A 24,617-nucleotide genomic window follows, 5' to 3' on the forward strand; every position below is an offset into this window, starting at 1 on the left:
ACACTCAATAGTAGAACTTGTGTAGTGAGTGAGAATTTTAAGACGAATAATCCTTGTATGGCTGAGAGGATTTAAAATTCGTATTCAAGACATCTAGTGGGAGATTTATAAAATTTCAAGAGGCACGGACACTAAGTCCGCTAACCTCTTAAAATTTTATAAAAGCTAAAGCCATATGCACTTCACTGCTAAAGCTCATTTTATTGTCATAGAATCTTAATTGTTATGCGCAGGTTTCAGGCTTGAAAGCTAAATTTTTTAACTTTTAAAAAGATAAGGCAGGCTAAAAGAGCGATTATACCGCCAACTCCCCCTATGAACTCCACTCCAAATCCTTTAAAACTTATGGTATCTAACCCATCAATCACTACTCTACCTACAAAAGCACCGCTTCCAATTCCTATGTTATAAATTCCAGAAAACATAGACATAGCAATTGAAGTGTGGTGGGGGGCTAGATGAATAATTTTAGATTGAAAAGTAAGGTTAAAAATTGTAATACAAAGTCCCCAAATTACACAGATTAAGACTGCTAATATAGGATTAAGTGAGGAAATTTCTAAAGCAAAGAGACTAAGAGTAATCCCAAAAATTGCAATATAGCTAAAAGTTAAGCGATTTTTATCATAATATTTTGTAAATAAAAAGCTACCCAAAAATCCAACAGCACCAAAGGCTACAAGTGTTAATGTGATGCCATCTTGTGAGAAATTTGCAATGCGTTTTAAAAACTCTTCAATATAGGTATAGCCTACAAAATGTGCAGTGGTTAAGAGGATTGTTAGCATATAAATGCTAAGAAGAGCTTTATTGGAAAGGAGTTTGGGCAATAGGCGTATAGAAAAGCCTCCATTGCTAGGTAGTTTTGGCACACTATAAGCCATCAACATCAAGATAAGTAAGGCTAAAATCCCAATACATAAAAAGCTAATCCTCCACCCAAGCCATAACCCAATCACGCGTCCTAAAGGAATACCACCAATAAATGCAATGGCTGTGCCTGTAACAACTAAGCTTAATGCTAAAGATTGTTTGTTTTGTGGGATAATACGCACTGCCATAGGGGTGGCAATAGACCAAAAGAGTGCGTGTGAGAGTGCTACACCTATGCGTGAGGCTAGAAGCATTTCATAATTTGTGGCAAGGCTTGAGAAAATATGGCTAATAACAAAAACGCTTAAAACTAAAAGCATAAGGGATCTAAGCTCCATTTTAGAAAATAACATCATCAAAGGCAAAGAAACCAAAGCAACAATATAAGCATAAATGCCAACCATTAAGCCCACGCTAGAAACTTTCATATTAAAATCATCCGCAATAAGGCTAAGAAGCCCAACAGGAACAAATTCAGAAGTGTTTAAAATAAAAGCTCCAAGACTAATTGCAATTACTCCAAGCCACATTTTAAAGTTTTCTTTATTTTGCATATTGCCTCTTTGTGGGATTAAAATTTCTGATAAAAAAGGCGTAATTATACTATAAAATCATTTAATCATATAAACCTTTTAAGTTTTTATTATGTTTAATTTTATGAGATAGATTAAAGGGTTTAATTTCATCTTTAAAAATAGCTTGAATCTTTGCAATATCTTTGCATAGAAGTGTGGAATCTCTTGTGTCTTGTTGCCTTAAAGAGAAGCTATAAAAGCCTGCTAAAAAAGCACTATAAAGCATAGAAGAGTTTTGAGAATAGGTGGTGATAAGGCAATCTTTTGAAGTAATCTCATAAAGGCTTTTAAAATATTCAAAAGTCCAAAGTTCTTTATTTTTGTTTGGACTAAAAGCATCTTGAAAGATTGTATTAAACTTTATCCCTCTTTCTTTTAAAAGCAATAGATAATCTCTAGCATTTCCAATATAGAGTTCTAAAGAGGAATTTGCATCTTGGTAGGACTTTTGTGTGATGATTGATTGTAAAATTTTGTGATTTAAATCGTTAGGATAGATGAAGTTTGTAAGATTTTGTAAAAGAGATGAATCTTTTTCCGGAGAATAAATAAAAAGTTGCTTATCTTTTGCTAAATGATGCAGATAAAGGCTGTTGTATCCCAATCCAAAACAAATATCAAGCGCAACGATTTTTTGTGAGTTTTGATGAAATTTTAGTGCAGGTAAAATGTGTTTTTTTAGAGTTTCAGCTTTTGCTCCATCGTTTGTGTTGTGATAGTGTTCTTTATATTCTTCACAAAAGAGAGTAAAGCTTTCATCATGCGTTATTATTTTATCCATATTTTTACCTTGAAATTTTTTGTGATTGTAACATTTAATGGAGTTTATCATAAAAATTAGGATAGAATTTTGAAAAAATAAACGAGGTTATTGATGTTTTTTAGTAAATATTCAGCAAGTGGTAATGATTTTATCCTTACACATCTTTTTAGATACAATCAAAATTCTTATTCTAATCTTGCAAAAGAGATTTGCCATAGAAATCTTGGAGTGGGTGCTGATGGGCTAATTATCTTAAAGCCACATTTAGAATATGATTTTGAATGGGAATTTTATAATTTAGATGGTAGTGAGGCTAACATGTGTGGTAATGGGAGTAGGGCCGCTGTAGCTTATGCTAGAGATTTGGGATTAGCAGGGGATAAGCAAAGATTTTTAAGCAAAGCAGGTGTTATTTGTGCTAGTCTTGATGGAAATATGGTGGAGAGTGAGCTAACAAGTCCAAAAATTTTAGAAACAAATATTCAAGAATATGGTTTTAGTTGGTGGCTTATTGATACAGGAGTGCCACATTTAGTATGTGAGGGAGCAAAGCTTAATAAAGAAGATTTGAGAGCTTTAAGGCATAAGTATAATGCAAATGTCAATATCGCTACCTTAGAGAATAATGTAATGTTTGCTAGGACATTTGAGCGTGGTGTGGAGGATGAAACCTTGGCTTGTGGCACAGGAATGGCGGCAATGTTTTTATATCTTAAAGAACAATCCAAAGTAGGAGAAAATGCGCTTGTGTATCCTGCAAGCAAGGAAGAAATTTATTTAAGATGGGAAAAGGGTAGAATATTTTTAAAAGGGAAAGTTAAAAAGATTTGCGACTTTATTTATTAGATTAAAGGCTAGATTTTAGATAAGTTAATGGGGGAGGGTTAGAGTTATTGAAACTCTAAAAGCCCTTCTGTGGGAGAACTTGCTGTGGCATAAGGCTTTTTAGGGATTCTACCTGCTAGAAAACTAGCTCTTCCTGCAATGACTGCATTTTTCATAGCTTCTGCCATTAAAATGGGATTTTTAGCTTGTGCGATTGCAGTGTTTGTCAAAACTGCATCTGCACCAAGCTCCATAGCAATGGCTGCATCTGAAGCACAACCCACTCCTGCATCTACAATAACAGGTATTTTTACTGCATTTTTAATAAAAGCAATATTATAGCGGTTTTGGATACCAAGTCCGCTACCAATAGGTGCTGCAAGTGGCATAATCGCACTTGCACCTGCATTTTCTAAATGCTTTGCCATAATAGGATCATCATTGCTATAAGCAAGCACACTAAAGCCATCTTTTGCTAATTCTTCACAAGCCTTTAGTGTTTCTAGCACATCAGGATAGAGAGTTTTTTGTGTATCTCCTATGATTTCAAGTTTGATAAAATCAATCCCAGTAGCTTCTTTTGTAAGTTTAAAAAGTGTGATAGCCTCTTTTGCATTCACACAACCTGCAGAGTTTGGTAAAAATTGTATATTTGTATCTTTAAAATAATCTAGTAAATTTTCCTCATTTTTATTTGTAATATTTACTCTTCTTATGGCCACAGTTATAATTTCAGCCTTAGCAGCTAGAGTAGCTTCAAAGGTAGTTTTAAAATCTTTATACTTTCCACTTCCTACAATCAAGCGGCTTTGGAAGCTTTTGTTGCCTATTTTTAATAAATCATTTTCTAACATTTTGTAATCCTTAGAATTAAAAATTTAAAGATAGCGGATTTGAGAAATTAAATCAAGAGGAGAGAGAGAAAAGTTTGCATATTTTTTGGTAAATTTTCTAGCACATAAGCTATGTGCTAATACTCCTTGAATACTCGCATTTAGGGGTGTGTATCCTTGTGCTAAAAATCCTCCTATAAGCCCTGCTAAGACATCTCCGCTTCCACCTTTAGCTAAAGAATTATTGCCAAGGGGATTTATAAAAATGTTGCTTTGAGTAGCAATTAAAGTATTTGCGCCCTTTAGCACAAGAGTGCAGTGTGGGAAACTTTGGAGGAATTTTTGAGTAAATTCTATTTTATTTTCTAAAATATTTTGTGTGGTTGCTTCTATATTGATTAAAGAAAGTAAATGTGAAAATTCTTTAAGATGGGGTGTCAAAATAGGATATTTTGCGTTTTTTAGCATTTCTTTAAAGTTTGGGTGATAGAAAATATCTGCATCAAAGAGAATAGGCAGGTGCAAATTAGCCTCTAAAATTTTTAATAAATCCATTTGAGATTGTTTTAGATTCTTGCCAAATCCCATACCGATTATAATAGAAGTGGTATTGTAGGGTAAATTTTGGTTTTGCATAAGTTCTATGGGTGCTTGGATAGGGCTTTTACAAACAAGAGTGCAAAGTCCAGATCCTATTTTAAATCCTGCACTAGCTGAAAGAAGGGGTGCATTAGGGTTTTGCCCGACAATTAGGGCTAAATGCCCAAAACTTCCTTTATTGCAGAGATTTTTAGTCCTTTTTGGAGGTGTAAAATCCCCTTTTTCTAGTAGCTTAAAATTTGATTCTAGCTCATAAAATTTTCTTTGAATCCCTAATGATAGACAATAAACTTTGCCTACAAAATCTTTAGCTAAATCGCTAAATAAAGAGAGTTTTAAAGCTCCCATAGTTAGCGTAAAATCAGCATTAAAAGCGATAAAATTTTCATCTAGTTTTTGGGGTGTGCCACAAGATTTAATCCCGCTTGGAATATCACAAGCAACTTTAATGGCTTTAAAGGAGTTTAAATCTTGCAATAGAGCTAATAAAGTGCTATTTAAATCTCCCTTTAGTCCTATACCAAAAAGGCAATCTAGCACAATATCAAATTTATTTTTTCTTAAATTTTTTAAGTTTTCTAAAAGATTAAAATGTTCTTTTAAACACAAAAGCCTATCCATTTGCTCTTTTGCAAGAGGGCTTTTTAAGGGGAGTGGTAAGTATAGATACACTTTAAAAAAGCCACATAGCATTCTAGCAGTGGCTAAACCATCTGCGCCATTGTCGCCACTTCCGCATACAATGAGGATTTTTTGATTTTTTTTAAAGCGTTTTTTTAAAAAGTCTGCCATTCCTCTTGCTGCATTTTCCATTAAAAGAGAAGGAGGAAGCAAAAATTCTTTTGTAGCTCTTAAATCTAGCTCTTTTACGTTAAAATAGAGATTTTTCATGCAATTTTTTGTCGCAAAAAGCTAAAAGGAGGAAGAGAGAATGGAAGAATAAAGCGGTTTTCATTGCCACTATGGATAGATTCTAGCTCTTTGCCATTTTCTGTTAAAATTTTGAAAAATCGCATAAAATATTTGCCATTTTGTGTAAAAATCTCTCCCATTTCATTCTTGTCTTCTTTGAGTGTATTTCCTAAAGGCATAACAATTTCTTTAGCCTCGTTTAATCTAATAGTATGGCGACAAAGTGCAAATTTCCCATCTTCGCTCACCTCGGCATTGACTTGGTAGCTCCCCTCGCTAATGGCTGTGAAGTGGTTTTGTGTGTTTAGTTTCTCATAAGGGCGACGGATTAAATATCCATCACTAAAGCCTCTATTTTTTAGAGTTTCTAGCTCCTTTTCATATTTTTCTTCTTGAAACTTATTTTCATAAAAATCGTCCAAAGCCATTCTATAAGCATAAGCAGTGATTCCAGCATAATAGCTTGATTTTGTTCTTCCTTCAATTTTTAGGGAGCTAATTACGCCACTTTCTAAAATCATAGGGATATGTTCTAGGAGTTTTAAATCTTTAGAGTTAAAAATATGTGTGCCAACTCCCTCTTCTTCTACAAGTCGCATCATTACACCATTGTCGGGGTTTCTTACATAGTATTCATAATCAAATCTACAATCATTTGCACAACTTCCGCGGTTTGGAACTCTTCCACTTTGCAATGCGGAGATAAGACAACGCCCAGAAAAAGCAAAACACATACTTCCATGAATAAAAATCTCTAGTTCTAAATCTGGAAGCGCCTCTTTGATTTTAATCGCATCTTTTAAGCTAAGTTCCCTAGCAGCTACAATCCTCTTCACTCCCATTTCATAAAAGACTTCCGCATCTAACACATTTAAAACATTTGCTTGGGTGGATAGATGAATAGGGATATGGGGGGCAATTTTTTTAGCAAGTTTGATAACCCCAGGTGCTGCGATAATAAAACCATCAGGATTTAAAGTAGCCATTTTTTCAATGTGGGTTTCTAAGAGTTTTAATTGAGAATTAAAAGGAAAGCCATTGATGGTTACATAGATTTTTTTGCCTCTTTGGTGGGTATAATCTACACCTTCTTTAAAGCTATCCATATCAAACTCTTTTCCCGATCGGTTGCGTAAAGAGAAATGGCTCACTCCACCATATACAGCATCAGCTCCATAATTTAATGCAATTTTTAATTTTTTTAGATTCCCAGCAGGGGAGAGGAGTTCAGGGGCTTTGAATGTATTTTTCATGTTGTCCTTATTTAACGAAATTTGCAATCAATGCTTCAATATCATCTTCACTTACGACATTTTCAGTGTTATCTCCTTGGATATGCACCGCAGAGCTTACGCGTTTGTTATCATCAATTTTACCTTCAAACAAAGAGCTCATATAGCGTGAGAGTGCGCGCATTACATTAATAACGCGTTCAATTTTTTGTCTATGAATATCTTGGTATTGCATAATATCCATAGCCTCCAAAGAAGCATTGCTAATAGTTTGTGTTGCTTCTGTGATTTTAGAAAGAGAATCTCTAGCTGCTTTTGCCTCTTCAAGTTTTTGGCTAAAAGTGTGAAATTCAGGAAATTTATTTAAAAGCTTGTTGAGTAAATCTTCTTGAGAAGAAATAAAATGCTCCAAGTTAGAAATTGCATCTTCAATATCCATACCCGCATTATTGATTGCTTCTAGTTTATCAAAAGTTTCTGTTGCTTTGACTTCTGAATCGCGCGTTACATCATCTAACTGATGTACAACTTTATGTTCGCTTGTGGGAGGAGGGGGAGGCCAGCTGATCTCTTGATCAATTTTATAATTATTTGCATTGATACAAGCATCTGTGCTAATGCCATCTTCTGTAAGCTTTTTGCTAGATTGTGTTGAATCATTTTGATTATCTTGCTCTTTATTAGGAGCTAAATCTTCGCTTACAGCATCCTCTTGAACTTCGGATATATCGCTATTTAATAGAGCATCTAATTCTTCTTGTGTCATAGGTTTAGCCTTGAAATAGAAATCATCAAGGCATTTTAATAAAAAAAAGATTTGTTTTTGCTTATTAGTGGGTTAAATTAACTTTCTTTAAACATTCTTCGTGCTAATTTTTTAGCTTTGACTTCCGCTTCTTCTTGTTTGAGTGAAGAATAGGTGGTATTTGTATGATCCTCTAAAATTTTTTGGCTATTAATTGTAGCTTCTTTATCTTTGGGGATTAACTTTTGATATTCTCCATTTTCTAAAAGTTCATGTGCGTTTGTGTTGTCTTGACTTTGTAGATTGATGATACCAAAAAGCTTGTCTGCAAGGTCTTGAGTAAAAATAGGTGTCATAAGTTCTACGCGTCTTTCTAGGTTGCGTGGCATTAAATCAGCACTTGCAAAATAAATTTGTGGTTTTGCATGCTTAAAGTAGTAGATTCTTGCGTGTTCTAAGTATTTTCCTACAATAGAGATTACGCGGATATTTTCACTCACGCCTTTAATGTTTGGTCTAAGGCAACAAATCCCTCTTATGATTAAATCAATCTTCACTCCCGCACTAGAGGCTTTATAAAGAGCTAAAATCACATCCGTATCTACAATAGAATTGGCTTTTAAGATAATTCTTCCTTCATTTCCTCTTTTAGTTTCACCCTCTATTAACTCTAAGATTTTAGGTTTGATTTGCAAAGGAGCAGCAAGGAGAGTATCTAATCTAGATTTATGAGAAAAACCTGAAAGATTATGGAAGAATCTTGTCGCATCTTGCGTAAATTCACGCTTAGAAGTCATATAACTAATATCTGTATAAATTTTAGCGGTGCTTGGATTATAATTTCCTGTGCTTAAATGCACATATTCTTTTAGTTCTTTGCCGATGTTTTTAATAACTAGTGCGATTTTAGCATGCACTTTAAGTCCAGGGACTCCATAGATTACATGTGCTCCAGCAGATTCTAAAGCTCTTGCCCAATGCAAGTTATTCTCCTCATCAAATCTAGCTTTAAGCTCTACAAGTGCGGTTACTTGTTTGCCATTTTCTGCAGCTTCAATAAGAGATTTTACGATAGGAGAGTTTTTACCCACGCGATAAAGGGTCATACGGATAGAAAAGACATCAGGATCTTTTGCAGCACTTTGGATAAAATTTACCACAGGATCAAAGCTTTCATAGGGCTGAAAGGTAAGAATATCTTGTGAATCTAAAATAGAAAAAATATTTGCATCTAAATCTAGTGGCGGGAGGGTTTTAGAAGTATAATTTGGAAAAGTATATTTAGCAAAACTTTTAGAGCTTACCACTTCCCATAAAATGCTAGAATTCATAGGCGTTAAGCATTCATAAATATCTTCAGGAGTTACTTTGATATATTGTGTGATAAATTTTTTAAGCTCTAAATCTTCTGTTTTTCCAATCTCAAGGCGGATAATCTCTCCTTTTCTTCTTGATTTTAGCCCTTCTGTCATTAAAGCCATAAAATCATCTGCTTCCTCTTCTTCAATCTCCATATCTGCATTTCTTGTAACTCTAAAAGCACTCCAGCTTAAAACTTTAAAGCCCGGGAAAAGCTCATGGGTAAATTCGGCTACAATACTATCTGTTTGCACATAGGTATCCCCACCTAATTTTACAAATCCAGGTAGCATTCTTGAAATTCTTGTCATACCAAATTTAATTTCATTAGGATTATCGAGATTTTGGAGTTTTAGGGCTAAGACATAGCTTAGATTGTTAAGATGGGGAAAAGGGTGGGTAGCATCTACGGCAATGGGGACGACAATAGGATAAAGATGGTTTAAAAAGTAATTTTGTAATTCCTTTTTTTGCTCTTTTGTAGTTTCTTCAAAGGTTTTAATAAAAAGTCCCACTTTTTTTAGCTCTTCTTTGATATTTAAATAGCATTCCTCTAGCTTTGTTTTTTCTGCTTTTAAATAGCTTCTAATTTCTTCTAATTGTTCTTTTGGGGTTAATCTATCTGCACCACTTTCTGTGATACCTGCAGAATAGAGGCGTTTTAGCCCTGCTACTCTAACCATATAAAATTCGTCTAAATTTGTCCCATAAATTGCGATGAATTTTAATCTTTCTAAAAGTGGATTGTTTTCATTTTGTGCTTCGCTTAAAACTCTTGTGTTAAAACGCAACCATGAAAGCTCTCTATTAATAAAGTGAATAGGTTTGTTGAATTTTTGCATAATTGCCCCCAAAATTTATAAAAACTTTTATTAGATTATAGCAAAAAGTCCAAAAACTAAGCTAATATTGTTATAAAGATTATCAAAATTTTTATAATGAGGTGCAAAATGCCGATAGAAGATTGGATTTTGGTTTTAGTGTTTTTGATTATTGGTTTGTTGTTTATCGGGCTTGTTTTTGTATTTTTTGCTTTTGGGGGTAAAGAAAATCAGCATTCTTCTAAAAGCAAGCTAAGTGCTAAAGAGCTTTTAAAAGCCTTAAATGCTAAAGAAAATGATTTGCAAAAATTGCAAGAATATTCAGAGATTGCTAAAAATTATTATTTGGAGTATTTAGAAGAATATAAAGATTTTGATGTGGAGTTTGTGGTGGGTTTAAGTGCGCATAAATCTGTGAATGCAAAACTTGTTTTGGAAGTGGAAAGATATTTTAAAAAAATAAATCCCACAAGAGAAAAATTAATAGAAAGGGCTTTAGTTAAAGGACTAGATAAGCGTTGAAATATCAATTTTTAAATTAAAATATTCTTTTTAAGAAAAGATTTTTGCTTGTAGAGTTGGAATCCTTTTTGCTTTTTGCTTTTTAGTTAAAGTTTTTAAAAGTTTAAAGGCAAGCAATGTTAGTTAGAGATAGTGGAATTAATAGTGTTATTAATGAAGCCAATAGACTCCTTGGTGATAGAGGGGAGGTGCAATCTGTAAGTTCTCTTAAGAAAAAAGAAGAAGCAAAAGAACAACAAAAAGAGGAAATTAAACAAGAGAGGGTAACCTATGGAATGCTAAGTTTAGAGCTTATGAGTGATGAGCAGTATAGAGCATTTGAGCGGGTTACTGCTAGTATGTCGCCTAATGAAAAAATAGCAGTAGCTCAAACCTTAACACGCGCAGGGAATTTAAGTGCAAGTGTGGAGAGAGTGGAAGCAAAAGAAAAAGAGCTAGAGAAAAAAGCAGAGGGGCTTTTGGGAATCTCACAAGAGGGCTGGGGAGATATTGCTTTAGAGTTTCAAGATAATTTAAATAATTTGCAAGGAATCTATACAAAAGCTTATAATAAAAATCTTTCAAGCAATTATAATGATATTCTAAGGCAGACAATCGAGGCAAAAACGCAAAGGTTATTGCGAGAATTTTCCCATGCTATCCATATAGGGAATACACAAATTGATACGATGAGTTAGTTTTTAATAAAATTTTAAACAAAAAAGAGTATAATTGCGTTCTTTTTTGGTGTGCCAAGGTAGCTCAGCTGGTTTAGAGCGCTGGTCTCATAAGCCGGAGGTCGGGGGTTCGAGTCCCCCCTTTGGTACCAAAAATCTTTCATGTATGCGCTCATAGCTCAGCTGGATAGAGCAACGGCCTTCTAAGCCGTAGGTCAGAGGTTCGAATCCTCTTGGGCGTACCACTTAATCTACTTAAAATCAAACTTCAATTTTTAGTTTTATTGGAATTTTGTTAAAATTGTCTATTATTTTCTTGCATTGGGGGATTTTATGAGAGGTTTTAGCACTTTTAGAGCTTTTTTGCGTCTTAAACTAAAAAATATAGAATTTAAAACGCGTGATATTGTTATTCCTTGTGTAATTTATGGAGTTTGTTGCCTTAGTATTTTATTTTACCTCCTAATCTTTTAGAAATTTATCCTACATTAAAAGAATTTGTAAAGTTGTTTGAATTTTTACCCGTGATGCGTTTAATAGCACAGAAGAGTTATTTAGGAGAGTTGGCACAATTTTATTTACTTTATATGATGGTGATTGGTTTTTTATGTGCTTTATGGGTTTTTGGCAAACTTGCTTGTAAAATTGTGAAACTAAAATTGCACCCTTATTCTAGCGAGGCCAAAAGTGCTAGGCATCTTAGGTATTATCTCATTACTACTAAAATTAATTTGCGATTATGGCTTGCTTTTGTGGGTGCCTTTTTGATATATGTTTTTTATAATGTTTTATTTATTATGGGGGAATTAATTGCAATAGGGAGGCGTAGCAATCATTTTATTGATAATGCTTTTGAAATGTTATTTTTTATGATACAGCCTTTAATGTTTATTTTTGTTAATTTTGTAGCATTATTTCTTATTGTTGTGATTATGGGGGTTATTATAGATTGGATTAAAATTAAAAGAGGGAAGTTAAAGCCCACTTCCCTTTTTGATCCAAAAGAGGTTTTTAAACTATAAAATTAAACAGATAGTGGGATAAAAAGCTGTGGGAGATTACTAAGATGGGAGCTTAGGTTTTCAATATCGGTTAGATTAAACCAAACCGATTTTTTTATCCTTTCTTTTTTTAGGGGTAAGATTTGTAGGGTGTTTTTTTGCTGGTTAAGCCAAAGGATAGGATTAAGGGAGTTTGATTGGATAATCTCAATCTTTTTTTCAAAGATTTTTTCTATGTGTTTGTAGTATTCTATGGCTAATTTATGGTAGTTTTCATCAGGATCAAAGTCATAAAGCCTTATTTTTAATCCAAGTTGTGTAGAAAAGTCAAAGACAACGGAAGAAATCTTTTCAGCCTCTTCTGTGATTTTTGGGATAACTACTGCACTATGCGTGATTTGCTCTAGCGGAGTGCTACCAAATTTAAAAAGTGGAATCCCACTCTCAAAAAGAATATTTTTGTATTTTTCAAACACAACAGATTCGCTTAAAATTAATCCGATATTTTTGTTTTGAATATCTTTTGCTAGGATATTTTTTAAAGAGGTTTCATAAAATTCTATATGGTAGGTGATGTTTTCTTGCTGTAAAATGGGGTTGTTATGCAGTGTGCTTATAATATCAGGAGTGTTTGGGTTAAAAAAGCAAAAATGCAAGCGTTTGTTTTTAAAATTATTAAATAAAAGCTGTGTTTGCTCTAAATAAAATTCTAAAGAATGTGAATTTAAAAGATCAAAATACAAAATTACATCGCGTCCAAAAGGGGTTGGGAACTGTCCGATTTCTTCTTTAATTCTATGATAAATATCCCACAAGGTTTTGGGTTCACCCACAAGCAATAAAGAATCATTAGGAAAGATTACGGTGGAATATTTTGGTAAAATCAATTCTTTATTGCGATAAATGGCTACAATTTTCCACTTTTTTTGCTTGATAACGCCCACGGTTCTATAAGCATAAGGGCTTCCAAAAGGCACATTAATTTGCATAATCTCGCCCTCTCCTAAACCTATATATTTTGCTGTGCGTGGGACATTTGGGAATCTTTCAAAAAGCTTTGCAGCTAGGATTTGTGCTTCATTAATGAGGGTTAATTGTTTGTCTTCTTCTTTTAAGTTTAGTTCTCCAAGAAGAGTGATTTGTATATTTTTGTTATAACTTCTTACTATATTGTAAATAAGCTCTCTTTCTTCTGCTTGATCTGTGATGATATAGCAATCTGTGATTTGTGGTTCTAAGACTTGTTGTAGCTTTTTAGGAGAACAAGGATCAAAGTTATAAGCTTCATTGCCTTCGCTTAAGTTTTGGGGTAATAGTTCAGGATTAAGTGAAACAAAAATATAATAATTTTTGTCAATATGTTTTTGTGTGAGTGTTGTTAAAAAATCTTTTGCTACAATTCCATCTAAAATTAAAAGCACTTTTCGCATAATGTGTTAGCCCTTATGTTTAAAAATCTTGAAAATGTAACAAAAAAAGGTTGAAAATGGAATTTAATTTGCAAAAAACAGATGGAGAAGCAAGAGCTGGGAGTATTAAACTGGCTCATGGAGAGGTTTTAACGCCTATTTTTATGCCTGTTGGCACGCAAGCTAGTGTAAAAGCACTAGATTTTAACGATCTTTTAGAGCTTGATTGTCCTATTGTTTTAGCAAACACTTATCATTTATATTTGCGTCCTGGTGATGCGGTGGTAGCAAAATTAGGAGGATTGCATAATTTTAGCAAATTTCCTAGAAATTTTCTTACAGATAGTGGAGGATTCCAAGCTTTTAGTTTGGGCGGAAATGTAAAAGTGCAAGAAGAGGGGATTATCTTTAAAAGCCATATTGATGGAAGTAAGCATTTTTTCACTCCTAAAAAAGTTTTAGACATTGAATACAATTTAAATAGCGATATTATGATGATTTTAGATGATTTAGTGGGGCTTCCTGCAAGCAAAGAAAGGATAAAAGAATCCATAAAACGCACAAGTTTATGGGCTAAAGAAGCCATAGAATATCATAATTTTAAAAAAGAGCAATTTAAAAATGAAGGCAGAGAGTTAAGCAATAATATTTTTGCGATTAATCAAGGGGGAACGGATAGAGAGTTTAGAGAAATGAGTGCAAGAGATCTTACATCTATGGGGGATTTTGATGGATATGCCATAGGAGGACTTGCAGTAGGTGAGCCAAATGAGCTTATGTATGAGACGCTAAGCTTCACCACTCCACTTTTACCCAAAGATAAACCACGCTATTTAATGGGTGTGGGAACTCCGCGTGATATTATAGAAGCAATTTATAGGGGTGTGGATATGTTTGATTGTGTGATGCCCACTAGAAATGCAAGAAATGGGACTATTTTTACACATTTTGGTAAGCTTGCTATTAAATCTAGTCGTTTCAAGCTTGATGATAATCCACTAGATAGCAAATGCTCTTGCTATACTTGTCAAAATTTCTCTCGTGCTTATTTGCACCATCTTTTTAGGGCAGGGGAGATGAGCTATTTTCGCCTAGCAAGTATCCATAATTTAGCCTTTTATTTAAAGCTTGTAAGAGATGCTAGAGAAGCAATTTTAAAAGGAGAGTTTATAAAGCTTTATAGAGAGATTTGTGAAATTTATTAAAGGTTATGGTTTAAAAATATTCTTATATTTTGTGGGGTATTAGGGATTTATTTCAATCCTTTTTAAAGGAAAATAAATATAATTTCAAACTTAACTTAATTTTAAATTTAAGGTGCAAATTTTGAGCGGTAAAGTCATAACAATTACTTCAGGAAAGGGTGGTGTAGGTAAATCCACCACCACGGCAAATTTAGCTGTGGGCTTGGCAAATGAGGGTAAAAAAGTTGTAGCAGTAGATTTTGATATTGGACTTAGAAATTTGGATATGATTTTGGGGCTAGAAAATCGTATTGTTTATGATGTTGTGAATGTTATGGAAGGGGAGTGTAATCTTTCACAAGCTCTTATCAATGATAAAAAAAGTAAAAATCTTTATTTTCTACCTGCTTCACAAAGTAAAGATAAAAATATTCTAGATACAAAAAAAGTAGAAGATTTAATTTGTAAATTAAAAGAGGAATTTGATTATATTTTACTAGATTCACCTGCAGGAATTGAAGGAGGATTTGAGCATTCTATTTTTTTGGCAGATGAAGCATTAATCGTATCTACTCCAGAGGTTTCAAGCGTTAGAGATGCAGATAGAGTGATTGGGATTATCGATGCAAAAAGTAGAAAGGCAAAAGAGGGTGGAGAGGTTAAAAAGCATATTATAATTAACCGCTTAAAGCCAGAAATGGTAGAAAAAGGGGATATGCTAAGCACAGAAGATGTGCTAAAGATTTTAGCTTTGCCTTTAATAGGTATTGTTCCAGAAGATGAAAAGATTATCTCTTCCACAAATACAGGAGAGCCTGTGATTTATGGGAACTCTCAAGCTTCTCAAGCTTACAAAAATATTTCTAAGAGAATCTTAGGAGAGGAAGTGCCTTTTATGGAGCTAAAAAGCAAAAAAGGCTTATTTAGGAGGTTGTTCTCATGAGTTTTTTGGAGCGAATTTTAGGAGGCAAGAAAAATTCAGCTCAAGATGCTAAGGATCGTTTAACACTTATTTTAGCACATGAAAGGGCTGTGAATGTGCCATATATGGAAGAAATGAAACAAGAGATTCTAGCAGTGATTCAAAAATATACAAAAGCTCAAAAAGTAGAAATGAAAACAGATTCTAATCGTGAATTCAATACTTTAGAGGTAGAAATTTTACTTGAGAAATAGGATAAATTTTACTCCTTTTAATATTGGGATTTTATTTTTTATATTTCTTTGTATGCTTTTGGTGGCTATTTTTGTGATAGCCCCCTTTTATCAATCTTCTTTTAAAAAAGAAGTAAATTCTCCAAAAACTCCATTGCAAAATACGCAAAAAAATTACAAAGAGGGGAATCTCACTAACGAAGAGATGATACAAAAAAATATTGATTTTATTAAAAATAATCTAGATTCTCTTAAAAAAGAAAATAATACTACCAAAGAAGCAAATAATATAGAGGATTTGCAAAAACAAAATGCAGTTTTGGCTGAAGATTTGCAAGTCTTAGAGAAACCCAAAATACAAGAAACTTGTCAAAGAGAAAAGCCTCAACTTGCAATTATTATTGATGATGTTGCAAATAAAACACAACTAGAGAGGGTTTTAAATTTACCCTTTAAGGTTACTCCTTCTTTGTTTCCCAAAAGTGAGGCTTCTAAAAATACTCCTCTTTTAGCAAAAAGTGCGCCTTTTTATATGGTGCATTTGCCACTAGAAGCAAAAAATTTTTATCAAAAAGAACATGAGTGGCTAAGGGTTGGAGATAGTAAAGAAAAAATTATACAAAGAATTAAAGAAATTAAAAAAGATTTTCCAAATTTAGCTTATTTAAACAACCATACAGGGAGTAAATTTACAGAGGATTTAACTTCTATGCAATATTTGCTAGATGCACTCAATAAAGAGGGGATTATTTTTTTAGATTCTAAAACTACACCTAAGAGCGTAACGCAAAAATATTATCAAGATAAATTTAGAGCTTTTAATCCATGCTATAAAAACCCTTTTTTGCAGAGAGATGTATTTTTAGACAATGAATTAGAAGAAGAAAAAATAGCAATTGCACTTAAAAATTCTATTAAAGTGGCAAAGAAAAAGGGTTATGCTATTGCTATTGGGCATCCTCATCCTGTTACAATAAAAACTCTCAAAAATATGGAAGGGTTTTTAAAAAAGAGTGGCGTAGAGTTGGTTTATGTTAATGAGCTTATAACAAAATATGATACAATAAGCAAAAAGTAAAGAATATGATAGAGGCAAAAGCAGTTTTAAGATTAGAAGGTAGTGTGCTTGGCATTAAGCAAATAGAAAATGAAATCTTATGTATTGATAGTGCGTTTAATATCGCAACTATTGAAGAAGAGAGGGTTAAGAAAAATATTCAAATAGCCAAAATGGCCATCACTCCTCATAGATATGCTCATATTTTTAGTATTTCTCCTAAAAGATATTTTTGTGTGCCTATTTTGCAAGAACATAAAGTAATTGTTTTAAGATATGAAGATGCTAAGATTGCTCATAAAGCTACCTTAGAAGATCATGATGGTGATGTTGAAGTGAGTGCTTTTTCTCATGATGGTAAGCTTTTAGTAACGGGCGGACAAGATGGGAGGGTATTTTTTTATGATACGCAAGAGTTTGCATTGCTCTCTTCATTGATGCCAAGGGGAGATTATATTTCTAGTATTGTTTTTGCTAAAAATGATGAGTTTTTAGTTGTCTGTGGGTTTGATAAATTTAGTATGATTTTTGATTTGGTGCGTCATAAAATTATTTTTAATTTTGTAACCAATGATGTGGTTGAAAATGCATGTTTTTTTGATAATAATGAGAAGTTATTGTTAGTTTGTCGGAATAATTCAAGTATTATTTTTAGCTTAAAAGAGGGCAAAATAATTTCCCAAGAATATCTTTTTGCATTTTGGCCCACAAGCATTGTGGTAGATGAAGAGGAAAATTATGCCATTATTGGAACAAGATCGGAATATATTTATGTTATTTCTTTAAAAGATAATTCTAAAGTTATGGAAATAGAGAGCAAATATTTTGGGGTTGCTTCTATTGCATTTTGTGGGGGGAAACTGGTTTTTGGTTATGTAGATGGCGGGGTAATGATAGTAGATTATAATGAGGGCAGAGAGGAGTTGCAAACTAGTTTAGAAAATAAAAATTATAAAAGGGCTAGAGAAATTATTAACCAAAATGTTTTTTTAAGCATCCATCCTTTAACAAAAATTTTTGATGAAGATTGGCCTTGTATTTTAGAACAAGCCATTGCACTTTTAAATCAAGATAGAATCGATGAGGCAGTAGAGCTTAGCGCACCCTTTATGGCAAGTGAAACCAAAAAGAATGAATTTGAATTTTATTTGGCTCAAAAAGAGGGTGTTAAAAGCTTTTTAAATTGTTTGGAGAAAAAGGACTATCAAAAAGCCTATGAAATGTTAAAAACAACGAAGTTTTTATTGAAAACGAAAGCTTATGAAAAACTAGAAAATACTTGGAACAAAGCCTTTATGAATGCTAAAAAACTTTTGATTGAAAATGCAAGTATGAATCAAAGATTAGCAGAGCAGATGTTAGCGCCTTTTGAAAATACTCCTAAAAAAGAACTAATTATTCATTTGTTAAAAAATTGTGATGTATTTGAAAAAGCAGATTTACTCATAAAAAAACAAAATTTTAAAGAGTATTTTTCTCTTACTTTTCAATTTTCTTTTTTAAGGGATACAGAGCTTTATAAAAAAGTTTTATTAGTGGGTGAAAAAATGCTTGTAAATCTTATAGAGCTAGAAAAAAACTTTGCCTATGAAGAGGCAAAAAGAATTGCGCAAACTCTTTTGGTATTTCCAAATTTAAAGCGTGCGGTAAATGAAAGACTTGTGAATATTCAGCAAAAAGAAGCCTTGCTAGATGCTATCCAACAAAGAGAGATTAAAAAAGTTTATACGCTAGTAGACAATAATGAAAATCTAAAATCACTCCAACAATTTAAAGATTTTACGCAAGATTTCTTAAAGCGGTATGAGGAGGCTAAGCCTTATGCGTATTTGGGGAATGCACAGCATATAATGGTGATTTTTGGGGAATATATGGAGGTTAGCTATTGGGTGGATAAAATCGCATCTTTAATGAAAATTGCTTATTTGAAGCAAATTGCTCGTGCTATGGGAGAGATTGAAGTGAATTGGATTATGAGTATTAAGCGTTATTTTGAGCGTTTTGGAAAAAGCATAGAGTTAGTAAAGCTTTTATCTAATCATAGTGCTAAAGAGATACTAGATAGTTTTGAAGGAGATGGAGAGTATGATGGATATAGGCATTATGGATTTGTAGAAAATATAGTGATTTATTATGTGCAAAAGGCTTAAAATTGCAAGAATGCGATAATATACCTAAAGAATTAGAGAATCTAGGTTTAAAAAAACTTTATTATAAGGGAAATCTAGAGCTTTTAGAAAAAAGAAAAGTTACAATTTTAGGCACAAGAAGACCTAGTCCTTATGCACAGAGTTTCACTCAAGAGATAGCCTCTAAGCTTTCATCTTTGGGGGTAGTTGTGGTAAGCGGAGGGGCTTTAGGGATTGATATTATTGCACACAATAGTGCTTATCCTAATACTATTATGATTTCTCCATCTTCTTTGGATATTATTTACCCAAAATATAATCAAAAAAGTATCCAAAAAATCTATGAGGGAGCTTTGGCGTTAAGCCAGTTTGAATCTCCTTATAAACCTAGAGAGTATTCTTTTTTAGAACGCAATAAATTAGTAGTTAGTTTTGGAGAATGCGTGATTATTCCTGAAGCGGATTTGCAGAGTGGTTCAAGCAATAGTGCAGCTTATGCACTAAAAATTGGAAAAAAGATATTTGCACCTCCTCATAGAATCCAAGAAAGCAAAGCAACAAATGGGCTTTTAAGCAGGGGTGAGGCAGAAGCTATTTATGATATTGATGAATTTTTAGAAAAATATTTTAAAAAGCCAAAGATTCAAGAAAATACCACAGACAAAAAAGAAAAAGATACAATTTTAGAGTTTTGCAAAACAAACCCACTTTTTGAAGAAGCCTTAAAGGAATGTGGAGATATTTTGTATGAATATGAGTTAGAGGGTAAAATAGAGCGTAAAAATGGTAGAGTGTATGTAGTATGGAAAACTTAGAAAAAGAGTGCATAGTAGCCATAGATATTGGATTAAAAAGAATAGGGATTGCTAAGAGTGCTTTAGGGATTGTCTTGCCACTTAATCCTATTATTAGATACAATCGCAATCAAGCAGCTAGTGAGGTTAAAGAATGTATCATAAAAGAGAGGGCAAAAGTGCTTGTGTGTGGAATCCCACAAGATAATGAAGAAATGTGTAGAAGAATTTATCATTTTATAAAGCTTTTAGAGCTTGATAGTAGTATAAAATTAGTTTATATAGATGAGTCTTTTAGCTCCCATGAGGCACTCTCCAAAATGGCTGGAAGCAAGAAAGCAAGAAAAAAAGATGGAAGCTTAGATAGCCTTGCTGCTTGTGTGATTTTGGAGCGATATTTAATGCGCCAAAAATAAAATTAAAGGCTTATTGTTTAAAAGCAAGTTAATTTGCACTCCTTGTTTGCCTTCTAGCATTTTGGCAATCATATCTTCATCTTTACAGGCTTTAGGCAAGGAGATAGAAATAGAGATATGATGCTCTGCTAAAATTGCTTTAGAGCGTCCAGCGATAATGTTTGTAAATTCTGAAATAACATCTAATAATTCTGTATCACTCTCGCATTCTTCTCCAAGCAACATCATAGAAGCTTCTTTGACAAGAGATTTCGCAAAGGAAAGTGCCACAACTCCGTTAATATCCCCTTCAAAACTAATCATCGCACCCATAATATCAGGCTCTTTGGTTTTGATATAAGGAGTTACTTTATAGTCTGTCTTTTTGGCTTCTCCGCCTGTAAGTGAAGAGAGTGTTTCAATGGAGGCATTAATAAATATAGGCAATTGTGCTACAAGGTGCTTCGTAAGTCCTTTGCGATTTTTTTCTTTTTGTTGATAGCTTTTTGCAAGCTCTATAAACTTAGCATCTTTAATACATTCTTCAACGCTATCAAAAAATACAATATGGCTACGATAGCATAAGCAAAGTTTGTCTTTATCAATGCTGCTTTTAAGTCCACAAATTGCGATATAGGCTTCAAATCTAGCATTGTTAAGTGCTAAGGACATAATAAAATCTAAAACAGCAAGATTAAATTCTTTTGTTTCGCTTGCATTAAAAATAAAAGCCCTATAACCCTCACGCAATCTTGAATTATGTGCTTGAACATTAAAGGAAAAAGAAATGCTTTTATCCACCTTTTTACCTAGAGTATAAACGACAACCCCATTAGAAATATTTACAGGGATAAAGTTGCCTGTTACATCAAAACAAACATCATAAAGATAAAGTGCTTTTTCTAAATATTCTTTCTTTTTTTGTATAAAATCCTCTGGTGTATGCACACAGACTACATTAGCACCTTTTGCATCTAGCTCTTGAGCTATAAGTGTTTGCATCATTTGATCAGTATCATAATAGATAATAGGCTGATTAAATGCAGGAAGTTTTACTCCAAGTAAAAGATTTGCCATAGTTTCTGTTCTAAAAAGTGGCAAGCTTTTATTTGGAAAAAGCACTTTTAATTTTTGAAATTGCTTATCATCATAACCGATAAAAGCAATCATGACGCCTACTTTATTTTGCATAGCAAGGAGGGCTTTGGCGATTAAAATCACAGCCCCCTCATCAAACTTGTCAATATTTTCAAATGAAAAATATACAGCTTTTAAAGATAAGCTTCTAATGGTTGCACTATTAGAGATTAAAATCTCACAAACCTCTTTTGCTTGTTTCATCTCTAAATCAACTTGCGGAGCATATATGGCTACATCTTGCTTGATGATTGGACGCATTGTCCCTCCTCTAACTAGTCTTTAATTAATTTGCATTATATACTTCTGCTTCTACTCTTCTATTTTTTGCTCTTCCTTCTTTGGTAGCATTTGTAGCAACAGGTTTGTTATCTCCATAGCCTTTAGCATCTAGTCTATTAGCATCTATTCCATGCTCAATAATTCTGTTTTTTACTGCAGTGGCTCTTCTTTCTGAAAGTTTTTGATTATAAGCTTTTGCTCCTGTGCTATCTGTGTGCCCACTAATAGTAGCAGTTTGGTTTGGATTCTTTTTTAAATATTCTGCAAAGTCTTTAATTTCTGCATCATATTGTGGATTGATTGCACTAGAATCAAATGGGAACTGCACAGAGAATGTATGAATATGTGAGAGTGTAGGTGCAGGTGCTACTTCAGGCTCACTAGGTGCTACGCTAACTTGCGGTGCTGGTTCATTTTGGCTAAATTTACCAAAAGGAATGCTAAAGCCAAGCATTGCCACTACATCACTTCTTCCATCAAAGCTTATTAAATGTCTTACTTCTGTTTTTAAATGCAAATTTTCAAAAGCCTCCCATCTAAGACCTACACCATATTGTCCAAAAACGGCACTATCTACACTATATAGGCTATCGCTAATATGCTCATATCCAAAACCACCCAAGATATAAGGGGAAACTTTATTCCAAACTTCAAATTCTTTAACCACATTCATATAAAAGCGGTTAATATCTGTATCATAATTAACATGGCTATAATCTACATTATCTAATCTTTCATAACCTACCTCTACTAATACTCCAGGTGTTACGCGGTTTGCAAACTTTAATCCATAGGTTAAATCCGCATTACTTTTTAATTTATCATTGCTAATGTGAAAGCTACCGCCTACTTGAGGTGTAACTTCAAATAAATTATCCGCTGCAAATAGAGAACCGCATAAAACTAACGATAGAGAAAGCGCTTTTTTTAACATCTTCCACTCCTTACTAAGTATTTTTTATTTTAAAAAGGTTTTTAGTTGCTAGAGCAATAAAGTTACTCTTCCTTTTTATTTCTATATTATACCTTAATATTTTTAAATTGTTTTTTTACAATAAGAATTTTATATATAATTTTGTTTTAATTTAATATAATTAATGTTTTATTTTAATATAAAAGGAGAAAAAATGGAGTTTTTGGAACTTTTATTGGTATTAATAGCACTAATACTAATAATAAAAAAACCCGAAAAAGAAAAGTTAGCTTTTGGCTTAGTTATGGTGGCTTGGTGTATTATGGCGATTTATTATATAGGACATAAATCTAGCGCATTTTTAACAATGATTAATCTTTAAGGAGAGGCTAGTATGAATGAAATAAATAAGACAAAAAATTTTTACACATTGATGTGTTTGGCAGGTTTTTTAATTATTCTCTTGCCAGTTGGAATTGCAAACTTTGTATTTGGGTATATGCTAGGAGATAGTCCTTGCACGCTTTGTTGGGGACAAAGAGAAGCTATGATTTTTATTGGTGTTATGGCTTTATTTATCGTGCGTTATGGAATGAAAGGAAAATATCTTGCTGCACTTTTAATTATGACAGCAGTTGGGCTTTATCAATCTTTTGCGCATTTTGGAAACCATGCACACAGAGATTTAGATCAAGGTTTTGGTTTAGCAGTTTTTGGGATTCATACTTATTTTTGGGCTGAAGTTGTATTTTGGGCGGTTGTATTGCTTTTGGGTGTGATTTTCGCTTTTGCTCCTAAATTTAGTGCATTTGATGAAGAAATTGGAAGTGAAAAATATAGAAAATTCACAAAATTCAGCTTTGCTGCTGTTTTAATTAGCACTATTGTAGTAGCTTCTAATGTATTCCAAGCTTTTGTTAGCACAGGCGTTCCTCCATTTGTAGGGCAAAGTGATCCTGTTAGATTTAGTTTAAATCCTAAGTATATTATTTGGAGCACAAAGGGTTGGGATGGCTTGTGGCAAAACATTTCATTCTTAGGTAAACGTGATGTTAAAGCTCCTGATTATGCTTTTGCTCCTAATGGGGAAAAATTAGGAATTACTTTTAGCAATGATAGCAACAATGCTCCTTTTGCAAAAATTGATGAAAAGTTAGAGATTAGCTCACAAAGTAAAGTAGAATTTGCTAAGCCTATTAATACAATGGATTATATTAGAGGCGAATATGTAGTAAGTTCTAAATGGGATGTGGCATTTTTAGATGATAATTTTGCACAAAAAGAAAGTTTTGTGCTTGATCCTTATTTTTCAGCCACGATTGATCCAATTATCGGCATTACTCCTTACGAGGAAGATAAATTTATCCTTATGGGTTCTAATAAATCTTTCTTAAGATTTAAGAAAAATCCTAATGCAGATGAGGTTTTACAATATGCTGATTTTATGAGTGGAGCTGATAAATTTGAAGGACAGGGCGATGGCTTAGGACGCGGTAGAATTGATACTGTTAGAGCAAAATTCAATCACATAGCAAGCACTACAACAGATGGCAAATATCTTTATTTAGCGACTACTCCAAACAATAAAGATAAAAAAACTTTTGTAATTTCTAAAATCTCTTTAAAAGATAGAGTGCTTTCAGGAGAATTTACTCCAAGTGCAAATCTAAAAGAGGGTAAAACTTTGGGAGATTTATATGTAACTTCTATGGCATATAGAGATGGAAAGCTTTATGCACTGAGTAAAAATCACAATGTGATTGTAGTAATAGATCCTATAAAAGAAGAAGTGATTAAGAGTGTTGCATATCCAAGTGAGATTACAAACGCAAGAAGTCTTTTCTTCAAAGAGGGGCAAATCCATATTCTTTCTTATCAAGAGGGAGAAAACAAACTCTTTATCTTAAAATAATACCACCTTTTGGGTGGTATTCTATCCTTTAAAGCTGCAAATTACAATAAAAATAAAATTTAAGATTCTTAAAAGCATTTTAAAAAAATTCAAGGCATTTATAAAAGTTTTTAAAGATTATTGAATGGTGTTAGAGGGCAAAAGGCTATTATATTTTGTGATTTTTAATTTCTTGTCTTCCACAAAAAGAGATTTTCATTTTTTAGGCTTTGGCTAATGGCTAGTTTTGCTAGTAGTTTAGATAAGGTTTGAAGTTTGAAATTTCATGTAGAAATTTTATTCAAAGTGGGTGGAGGGAGCGTTCTTATATATTTTCTTTGGACTTGAAGGGATTGCGTAGGAACTACCTTATTTTTTAAATAAAAAGTTGCAGGTTGTTTGGAAGTGATATAAAAAAGAGAATCTTCTTTGTCTAATATCTTATGAAAAGTATTTTAAAAAGTAGATGTAACTATCTCAAGATATTTTTAGTGAAAATCCTATAAATGCGATATTAAACGCATATAAAAAGTGCCATTTTAAATTTCTGCAAA

The 24,617-nt window shown here is 33.0% G+C and carries 24 protein-coding genes and 2 tRNA genes; 16 read left to right on the plus strand and 10 right to left on the minus strand.

The window, feature by feature from the left end; translation table 11 throughout:
- Window positions 1-236: 236 nt before the first annotated feature.
- The gene (locus EBF09_RS07920; RefSeq protein ID WP_121764573.1) at window positions 237-1,427 is read right to left on the minus strand and encodes a sugar transporter; all 1,191 of its coding nucleotides are present in this window, start codon (window positions 1,425-1,427) and stop codon (window positions 237-239) included.
- Between the two features lie 61 nt (window positions 1,428-1,488).
- The gene (locus EBF09_RS07925; protein ID WP_121764574.1) at window positions 1,489-2,229 is read right to left on the minus strand and encodes an MnmC family methyltransferase; all 741 of its coding nucleotides are present in this window, start codon (window positions 2,227-2,229) and stop codon (window positions 1,489-1,491) included.
- Between the two features lie 93 nt (window positions 2,230-2,322).
- Here EBF09_RS07925 and dapF point away from each other — a divergent pair, with 93 nt between their 5' ends.
- Complete coding sequence (gene dapF / locus EBF09_RS07930; RefSeq protein WP_121764575.1) at window positions 2,323-3,057, plus strand: diaminopimelate epimerase; 735 nt, start codon at window positions 2,323-2,325, stop codon at window positions 3,055-3,057.
- 44 nt (window positions 3,058-3,101) lie between these two features.
- Here the strand turns inward: dapF and EBF09_RS07935 are convergent, their stop codons facing one another.
- The 5 genes from EBF09_RS07935 to EBF09_RS07955 form a co-directional block, all read right to left on the minus strand.
- A complete protein-coding gene (locus EBF09_RS07935; protein ID WP_121764576.1) occupies window positions 3,102-3,890 on the minus strand; it encodes a thiazole synthase in 789 nt (262 codons plus the stop codon).
- Between the two features lie 24 nt (window positions 3,891-3,914).
- Entirely contained in the window at window positions 3,915-5,360 is a 1,446-nt protein-coding gene (locus EBF09_RS07940) for an NAD(P)H-hydrate dehydratase (RefSeq protein WP_121764577.1), read from the minus strand.
- Window positions 5,357-6,634 (minus strand): peptidase U32 family protein, encoded by a 1,278-nt coding sequence (locus tag EBF09_RS07945; protein WP_121764578.1) that lies wholly within the window; start codon window positions 6,632-6,634, stop codon window positions 5,357-5,359. The genes EBF09_RS07940 and EBF09_RS07945 overlap by 4 nt, the downstream gene beginning before the upstream one ends.
- Window positions 6,635-6,641: 7 nt before the next feature.
- A complete protein-coding gene (locus EBF09_RS07950; RefSeq protein ID WP_121764579.1) occupies window positions 6,642-7,379 on the minus strand; it encodes a chemotaxis protein in 738 nt (245 codons plus the stop codon).
- A 77-nt stretch (window positions 7,380-7,456) separates the two neighbouring features.
- Window positions 7,457-9,559: an RNA degradosome polyphosphate kinase gene (locus EBF09_RS07955; RefSeq protein WP_121764580.1), complete on the minus strand. Its 2,103-nt coding sequence runs from the start codon at window positions 9,557-9,559 to the stop codon at window positions 7,457-7,459.
- A 108-nt stretch (window positions 9,560-9,667) separates the two neighbouring features.
- Here EBF09_RS07955 and EBF09_RS07960 point away from each other — a divergent pair, with 108 nt between their 5' ends.
- The 6 genes from EBF09_RS07960 to EBF09_RS07980 all read left to right on the plus strand — a co-directional run bounded on the left by EBF09_RS07960 (window position 9,668) and on the right by EBF09_RS07980 (window position 11,738).
- A complete protein-coding gene (locus EBF09_RS07960) occupies window positions 9,668-10,060 on the plus strand; it encodes a hypothetical protein (protein WP_121764581.1) in 393 nt (130 codons plus the stop codon).
- Between the two features lie 116 nt (window positions 10,061-10,176).
- Entirely contained in the window at window positions 10,177-10,737 is a 561-nt protein-coding gene (locus EBF09_RS07965; protein ID WP_121764582.1) for a hypothetical protein, read from the plus strand.
- A 53-nt stretch (window positions 10,738-10,790) separates the two neighbouring features.
- A tRNA-Met gene (locus EBF09_RS07970) sits at window positions 10,791-10,868 on the plus strand.
- 16 nt (window positions 10,869-10,884) lie between these two features.
- Window positions 10,885-10,961 (plus strand) — tRNA-Arg (locus EBF09_RS07975).
- Between the two features lie 88 nt (window positions 10,962-11,049).
- The gene (locus tag EBF09_RS09135) at window positions 11,050-11,190 is read left to right on the plus strand and encodes a hypothetical protein (RefSeq protein ID WP_157978196.1); all 141 of its coding nucleotides are present in this window, start codon (window positions 11,050-11,052) and stop codon (window positions 11,188-11,190) included.
- A gap of 53 nt (window positions 11,191-11,243) precedes the next feature.
- Window positions 11,244-11,738, plus strand: a complete 495-nt coding sequence (locus tag EBF09_RS07980) for a hypothetical protein (RefSeq protein ID WP_198672573.1) — start codon at window positions 11,244-11,246, stop codon at window positions 11,736-11,738.
- Window positions 11,739-11,740: 2 nt separating this feature from the next.
- Here EBF09_RS07980 and EBF09_RS07985 read toward each other — a convergent pair whose 3' ends face one another.
- Window positions 11,741-13,147, minus strand: coding sequence for a TrkA C-terminal domain-containing protein (locus EBF09_RS07985; protein WP_121764584.1), 1,407 nt, complete (start codon window positions 13,145-13,147; stop codon window positions 11,741-11,743).
- Window positions 13,148-13,203: 56 nt separating this feature from the next.
- Between EBF09_RS07985 and tgt the strand changes: the two genes are divergently transcribed.
- The 7 genes from tgt (at window position 13,204) to ruvX (ending at window position 19,861) form a co-directional block, all read left to right on the plus strand.
- On the plus strand, window positions 13,204-14,331 hold the full coding sequence (tgt, locus tag EBF09_RS07990) for a tRNA guanosine(34) transglycosylase Tgt (protein ID WP_121764585.1): 1,128 nt from the start codon (window positions 13,204-13,206) through the stop codon (window positions 14,329-14,331).
- Between the two features lie 121 nt (window positions 14,332-14,452).
- Window positions 14,453-15,253, plus strand: a complete 801-nt coding sequence (gene minD, locus EBF09_RS07995) for a septum site-determining protein MinD (protein WP_121764586.1) — start codon at window positions 14,453-14,455, stop codon at window positions 15,251-15,253.
- Window positions 15,250-15,486: a cell division topological specificity factor MinE gene (gene minE, locus EBF09_RS08000; protein WP_121764587.1), complete on the plus strand. Its 237-nt coding sequence runs from the start codon at window positions 15,250-15,252 to the stop codon at window positions 15,484-15,486. The genes minD and minE overlap by 4 nt, the downstream gene beginning before the upstream one ends.
- Window positions 15,476-16,543 (plus strand): divergent polysaccharide deacetylase family protein, encoded by a 1,068-nt coding sequence (locus tag EBF09_RS08005; RefSeq protein WP_121764588.1) that lies wholly within the window; start codon window positions 15,476-15,478, stop codon window positions 16,541-16,543. Before minE ends, EBF09_RS08005 begins: the two co-directional genes overlap by 11 nt.
- Before the next feature lie 5 nt (window positions 16,544-16,548).
- Entirely contained in the window at window positions 16,549-18,672 is a 2,124-nt protein-coding gene (locus EBF09_RS08010; RefSeq protein ID WP_121764589.1) for a WD40 repeat domain-containing protein, read from the plus strand.
- 2 nt (window positions 18,673-18,674) lie between these two features.
- On the plus strand, window positions 18,675-19,466 hold the full coding sequence (locus EBF09_RS08015; protein WP_121764590.1) for a DNA-processing protein DprA: 792 nt from the start codon (window positions 18,675-18,677) through the stop codon (window positions 19,464-19,466).
- Complete coding sequence (gene ruvX / locus EBF09_RS08020; protein ID WP_121764591.1) at window positions 19,454-19,861, plus strand: Holliday junction resolvase RuvX; 408 nt, start codon at window positions 19,454-19,456, stop codon at window positions 19,859-19,861. The genes EBF09_RS08015 and ruvX overlap by 13 nt, the downstream gene beginning before the upstream one ends.
- On the opposite strand, the gene EBF09_RS08025 is transcribed toward ruvX, so the two are convergent.
- Window positions 19,844-21,238, minus strand: a complete 1,395-nt coding sequence (locus EBF09_RS08025) for a chemotaxis protein CheX (protein ID WP_121764592.1) — start codon at window positions 21,236-21,238, stop codon at window positions 19,844-19,846. The genes ruvX and EBF09_RS08025 overlap by 18 nt on opposite strands.
- A gap of 25 nt (window positions 21,239-21,263) precedes the next feature.
- Window positions 21,264-22,193, minus strand: a complete 930-nt coding sequence (locus EBF09_RS08030) for an OmpA family protein (RefSeq protein ID WP_121764593.1) — start codon at window positions 22,191-22,193, stop codon at window positions 21,264-21,266.
- A 193-nt stretch (window positions 22,194-22,386) separates the two neighbouring features.
- Here EBF09_RS08030 and dba point away from each other — a divergent pair, with 193 nt between their 5' ends.
- Together dba and dsbI are read left to right on the plus strand one after the other, a co-directional pair.
- Window positions 22,387-22,554, plus strand: a complete 168-nt coding sequence (gene dba, locus EBF09_RS08035) for a disulfide bond formation protein Dba (RefSeq protein WP_121764594.1) — start codon at window positions 22,387-22,389, stop codon at window positions 22,552-22,554.
- Window positions 22,555-22,566: 12 nt separating this feature from the next.
- A complete protein-coding gene (dsbI, locus tag EBF09_RS08040; protein ID WP_121764595.1) occupies window positions 22,567-24,084 on the plus strand; it encodes a disulfide bond formation protein DsbI in 1,518 nt (505 codons plus the stop codon).
- The last annotated feature ends 533 nt before the right edge of the window (window positions 24,085-24,617 follow it).

Source organism: Helicobacter burdigaliensis (assembly GCF_003670295.1).
GTDB lineage: Bacteria > Campylobacterota > Campylobacteria > Campylobacterales > Helicobacteraceae > Helicobacter_D > Helicobacter_D burdigaliensis.

Coding starts and splice junctions, on each gene's coding strand:
- EBF09_RS07920 (WP_121764573.1), bottom strand. CDS start 1,427: ATGCAAAATAAAGAAAACTTTAAAATGTGGCTTGGAGTAATTGCAATT.
- EBF09_RS07925 (WP_121764574.1), bottom strand. CDS start 2,229: ATGGATAAAATAATAACGCATGATGAAAGCTTTACTCTCTTTTGTGAA.
- dapF (WP_121764575.1), top strand. CDS start 2,323: ATGTTTTTTAGTAAATATTCAGCAAGTGGTAATGATTTTATCCTTACA.
- EBF09_RS07935 (WP_121764576.1), bottom strand. CDS start 3,890: ATGTTAGAAAATGATTTATTAAAAATAGGCAACAAAAGCTTCCAAAGC.
- EBF09_RS07940 (WP_121764577.1), bottom strand. CDS start 5,360: ATGAAAAATCTCTATTTTAACGTAAAAGAGCTAGATTTAAGAGCTACA.
- EBF09_RS07945 (WP_121764578.1), bottom strand. CDS start 6,634: ATGAAAAATACATTCAAAGCCCCTGAACTCCTCTCCCCTGCTGGGAAT.
- EBF09_RS07950 (WP_121764579.1), bottom strand. CDS start 7,379: ATGACACAAGAAGAATTAGATGCTCTATTAAATAGCGATATATCCGAA.
- EBF09_RS07955 (WP_121764580.1), bottom strand. CDS start 9,559: ATGCAAAAATTCAACAAACCTATTCACTTTATTAATAGAGAGCTTTCA.
- EBF09_RS07960 (WP_121764581.1), top strand. CDS start 9,668: ATGCCGATAGAAGATTGGATTTTGGTTTTAGTGTTTTTGATTATTGGT.
- EBF09_RS07965 (WP_121764582.1), top strand. CDS start 10,177: ATGTTAGTTAGAGATAGTGGAATTAATAGTGTTATTAATGAAGCCAAT.
- EBF09_RS09135 (WP_157978196.1), top strand. CDS start 11,050: ATGAGAGGTTTTAGCACTTTTAGAGCTTTTTTGCGTCTTAAACTAAAA.
- EBF09_RS07980 (WP_198672573.1), top strand. CDS start 11,244: ATGCGTTTAATAGCACAGAAGAGTTATTTAGGAGAGTTGGCACAATTT.
- EBF09_RS07985 (WP_121764584.1), bottom strand. CDS start 13,147: ATGCGAAAAGTGCTTTTAATTTTAGATGGAATTGTAGCAAAAGATTTT.
- tgt (WP_121764585.1), top strand. CDS start 13,204: ATGGAATTTAATTTGCAAAAAACAGATGGAGAAGCAAGAGCTGGGAGT.
- minE (WP_121764587.1), top strand. CDS start 15,250: ATGAGTTTTTTGGAGCGAATTTTAGGAGGCAAGAAAAATTCAGCTCAA.
- EBF09_RS08010 (WP_121764589.1), top strand. CDS start 16,549: ATGATAGAGGCAAAAGCAGTTTTAAGATTAGAAGGTAGTGTGCTTGGC.
- ruvX (WP_121764591.1), top strand. CDS start 19,454: ATGGAAAACTTAGAAAAAGAGTGCATAGTAGCCATAGATATTGGATTA.
- EBF09_RS08025 (WP_121764592.1), bottom strand. CDS start 21,238: ATGCGTCCAATCATCAAGCAAGATGTAGCCATATATGCTCCGCAAGTT.
- EBF09_RS08030 (WP_121764593.1), bottom strand. CDS start 22,193: ATGTTAAAAAAAGCGCTTTCTCTATCGTTAGTTTTATGCGGTTCTCTA.
- dba (WP_121764594.1), top strand. CDS start 22,387: ATGGAGTTTTTGGAACTTTTATTGGTATTAATAGCACTAATACTAATA.
- dsbI (WP_121764595.1), top strand. CDS start 22,567: ATGAATGAAATAAATAAGACAAAAAATTTTTACACATTGATGTGTTTG.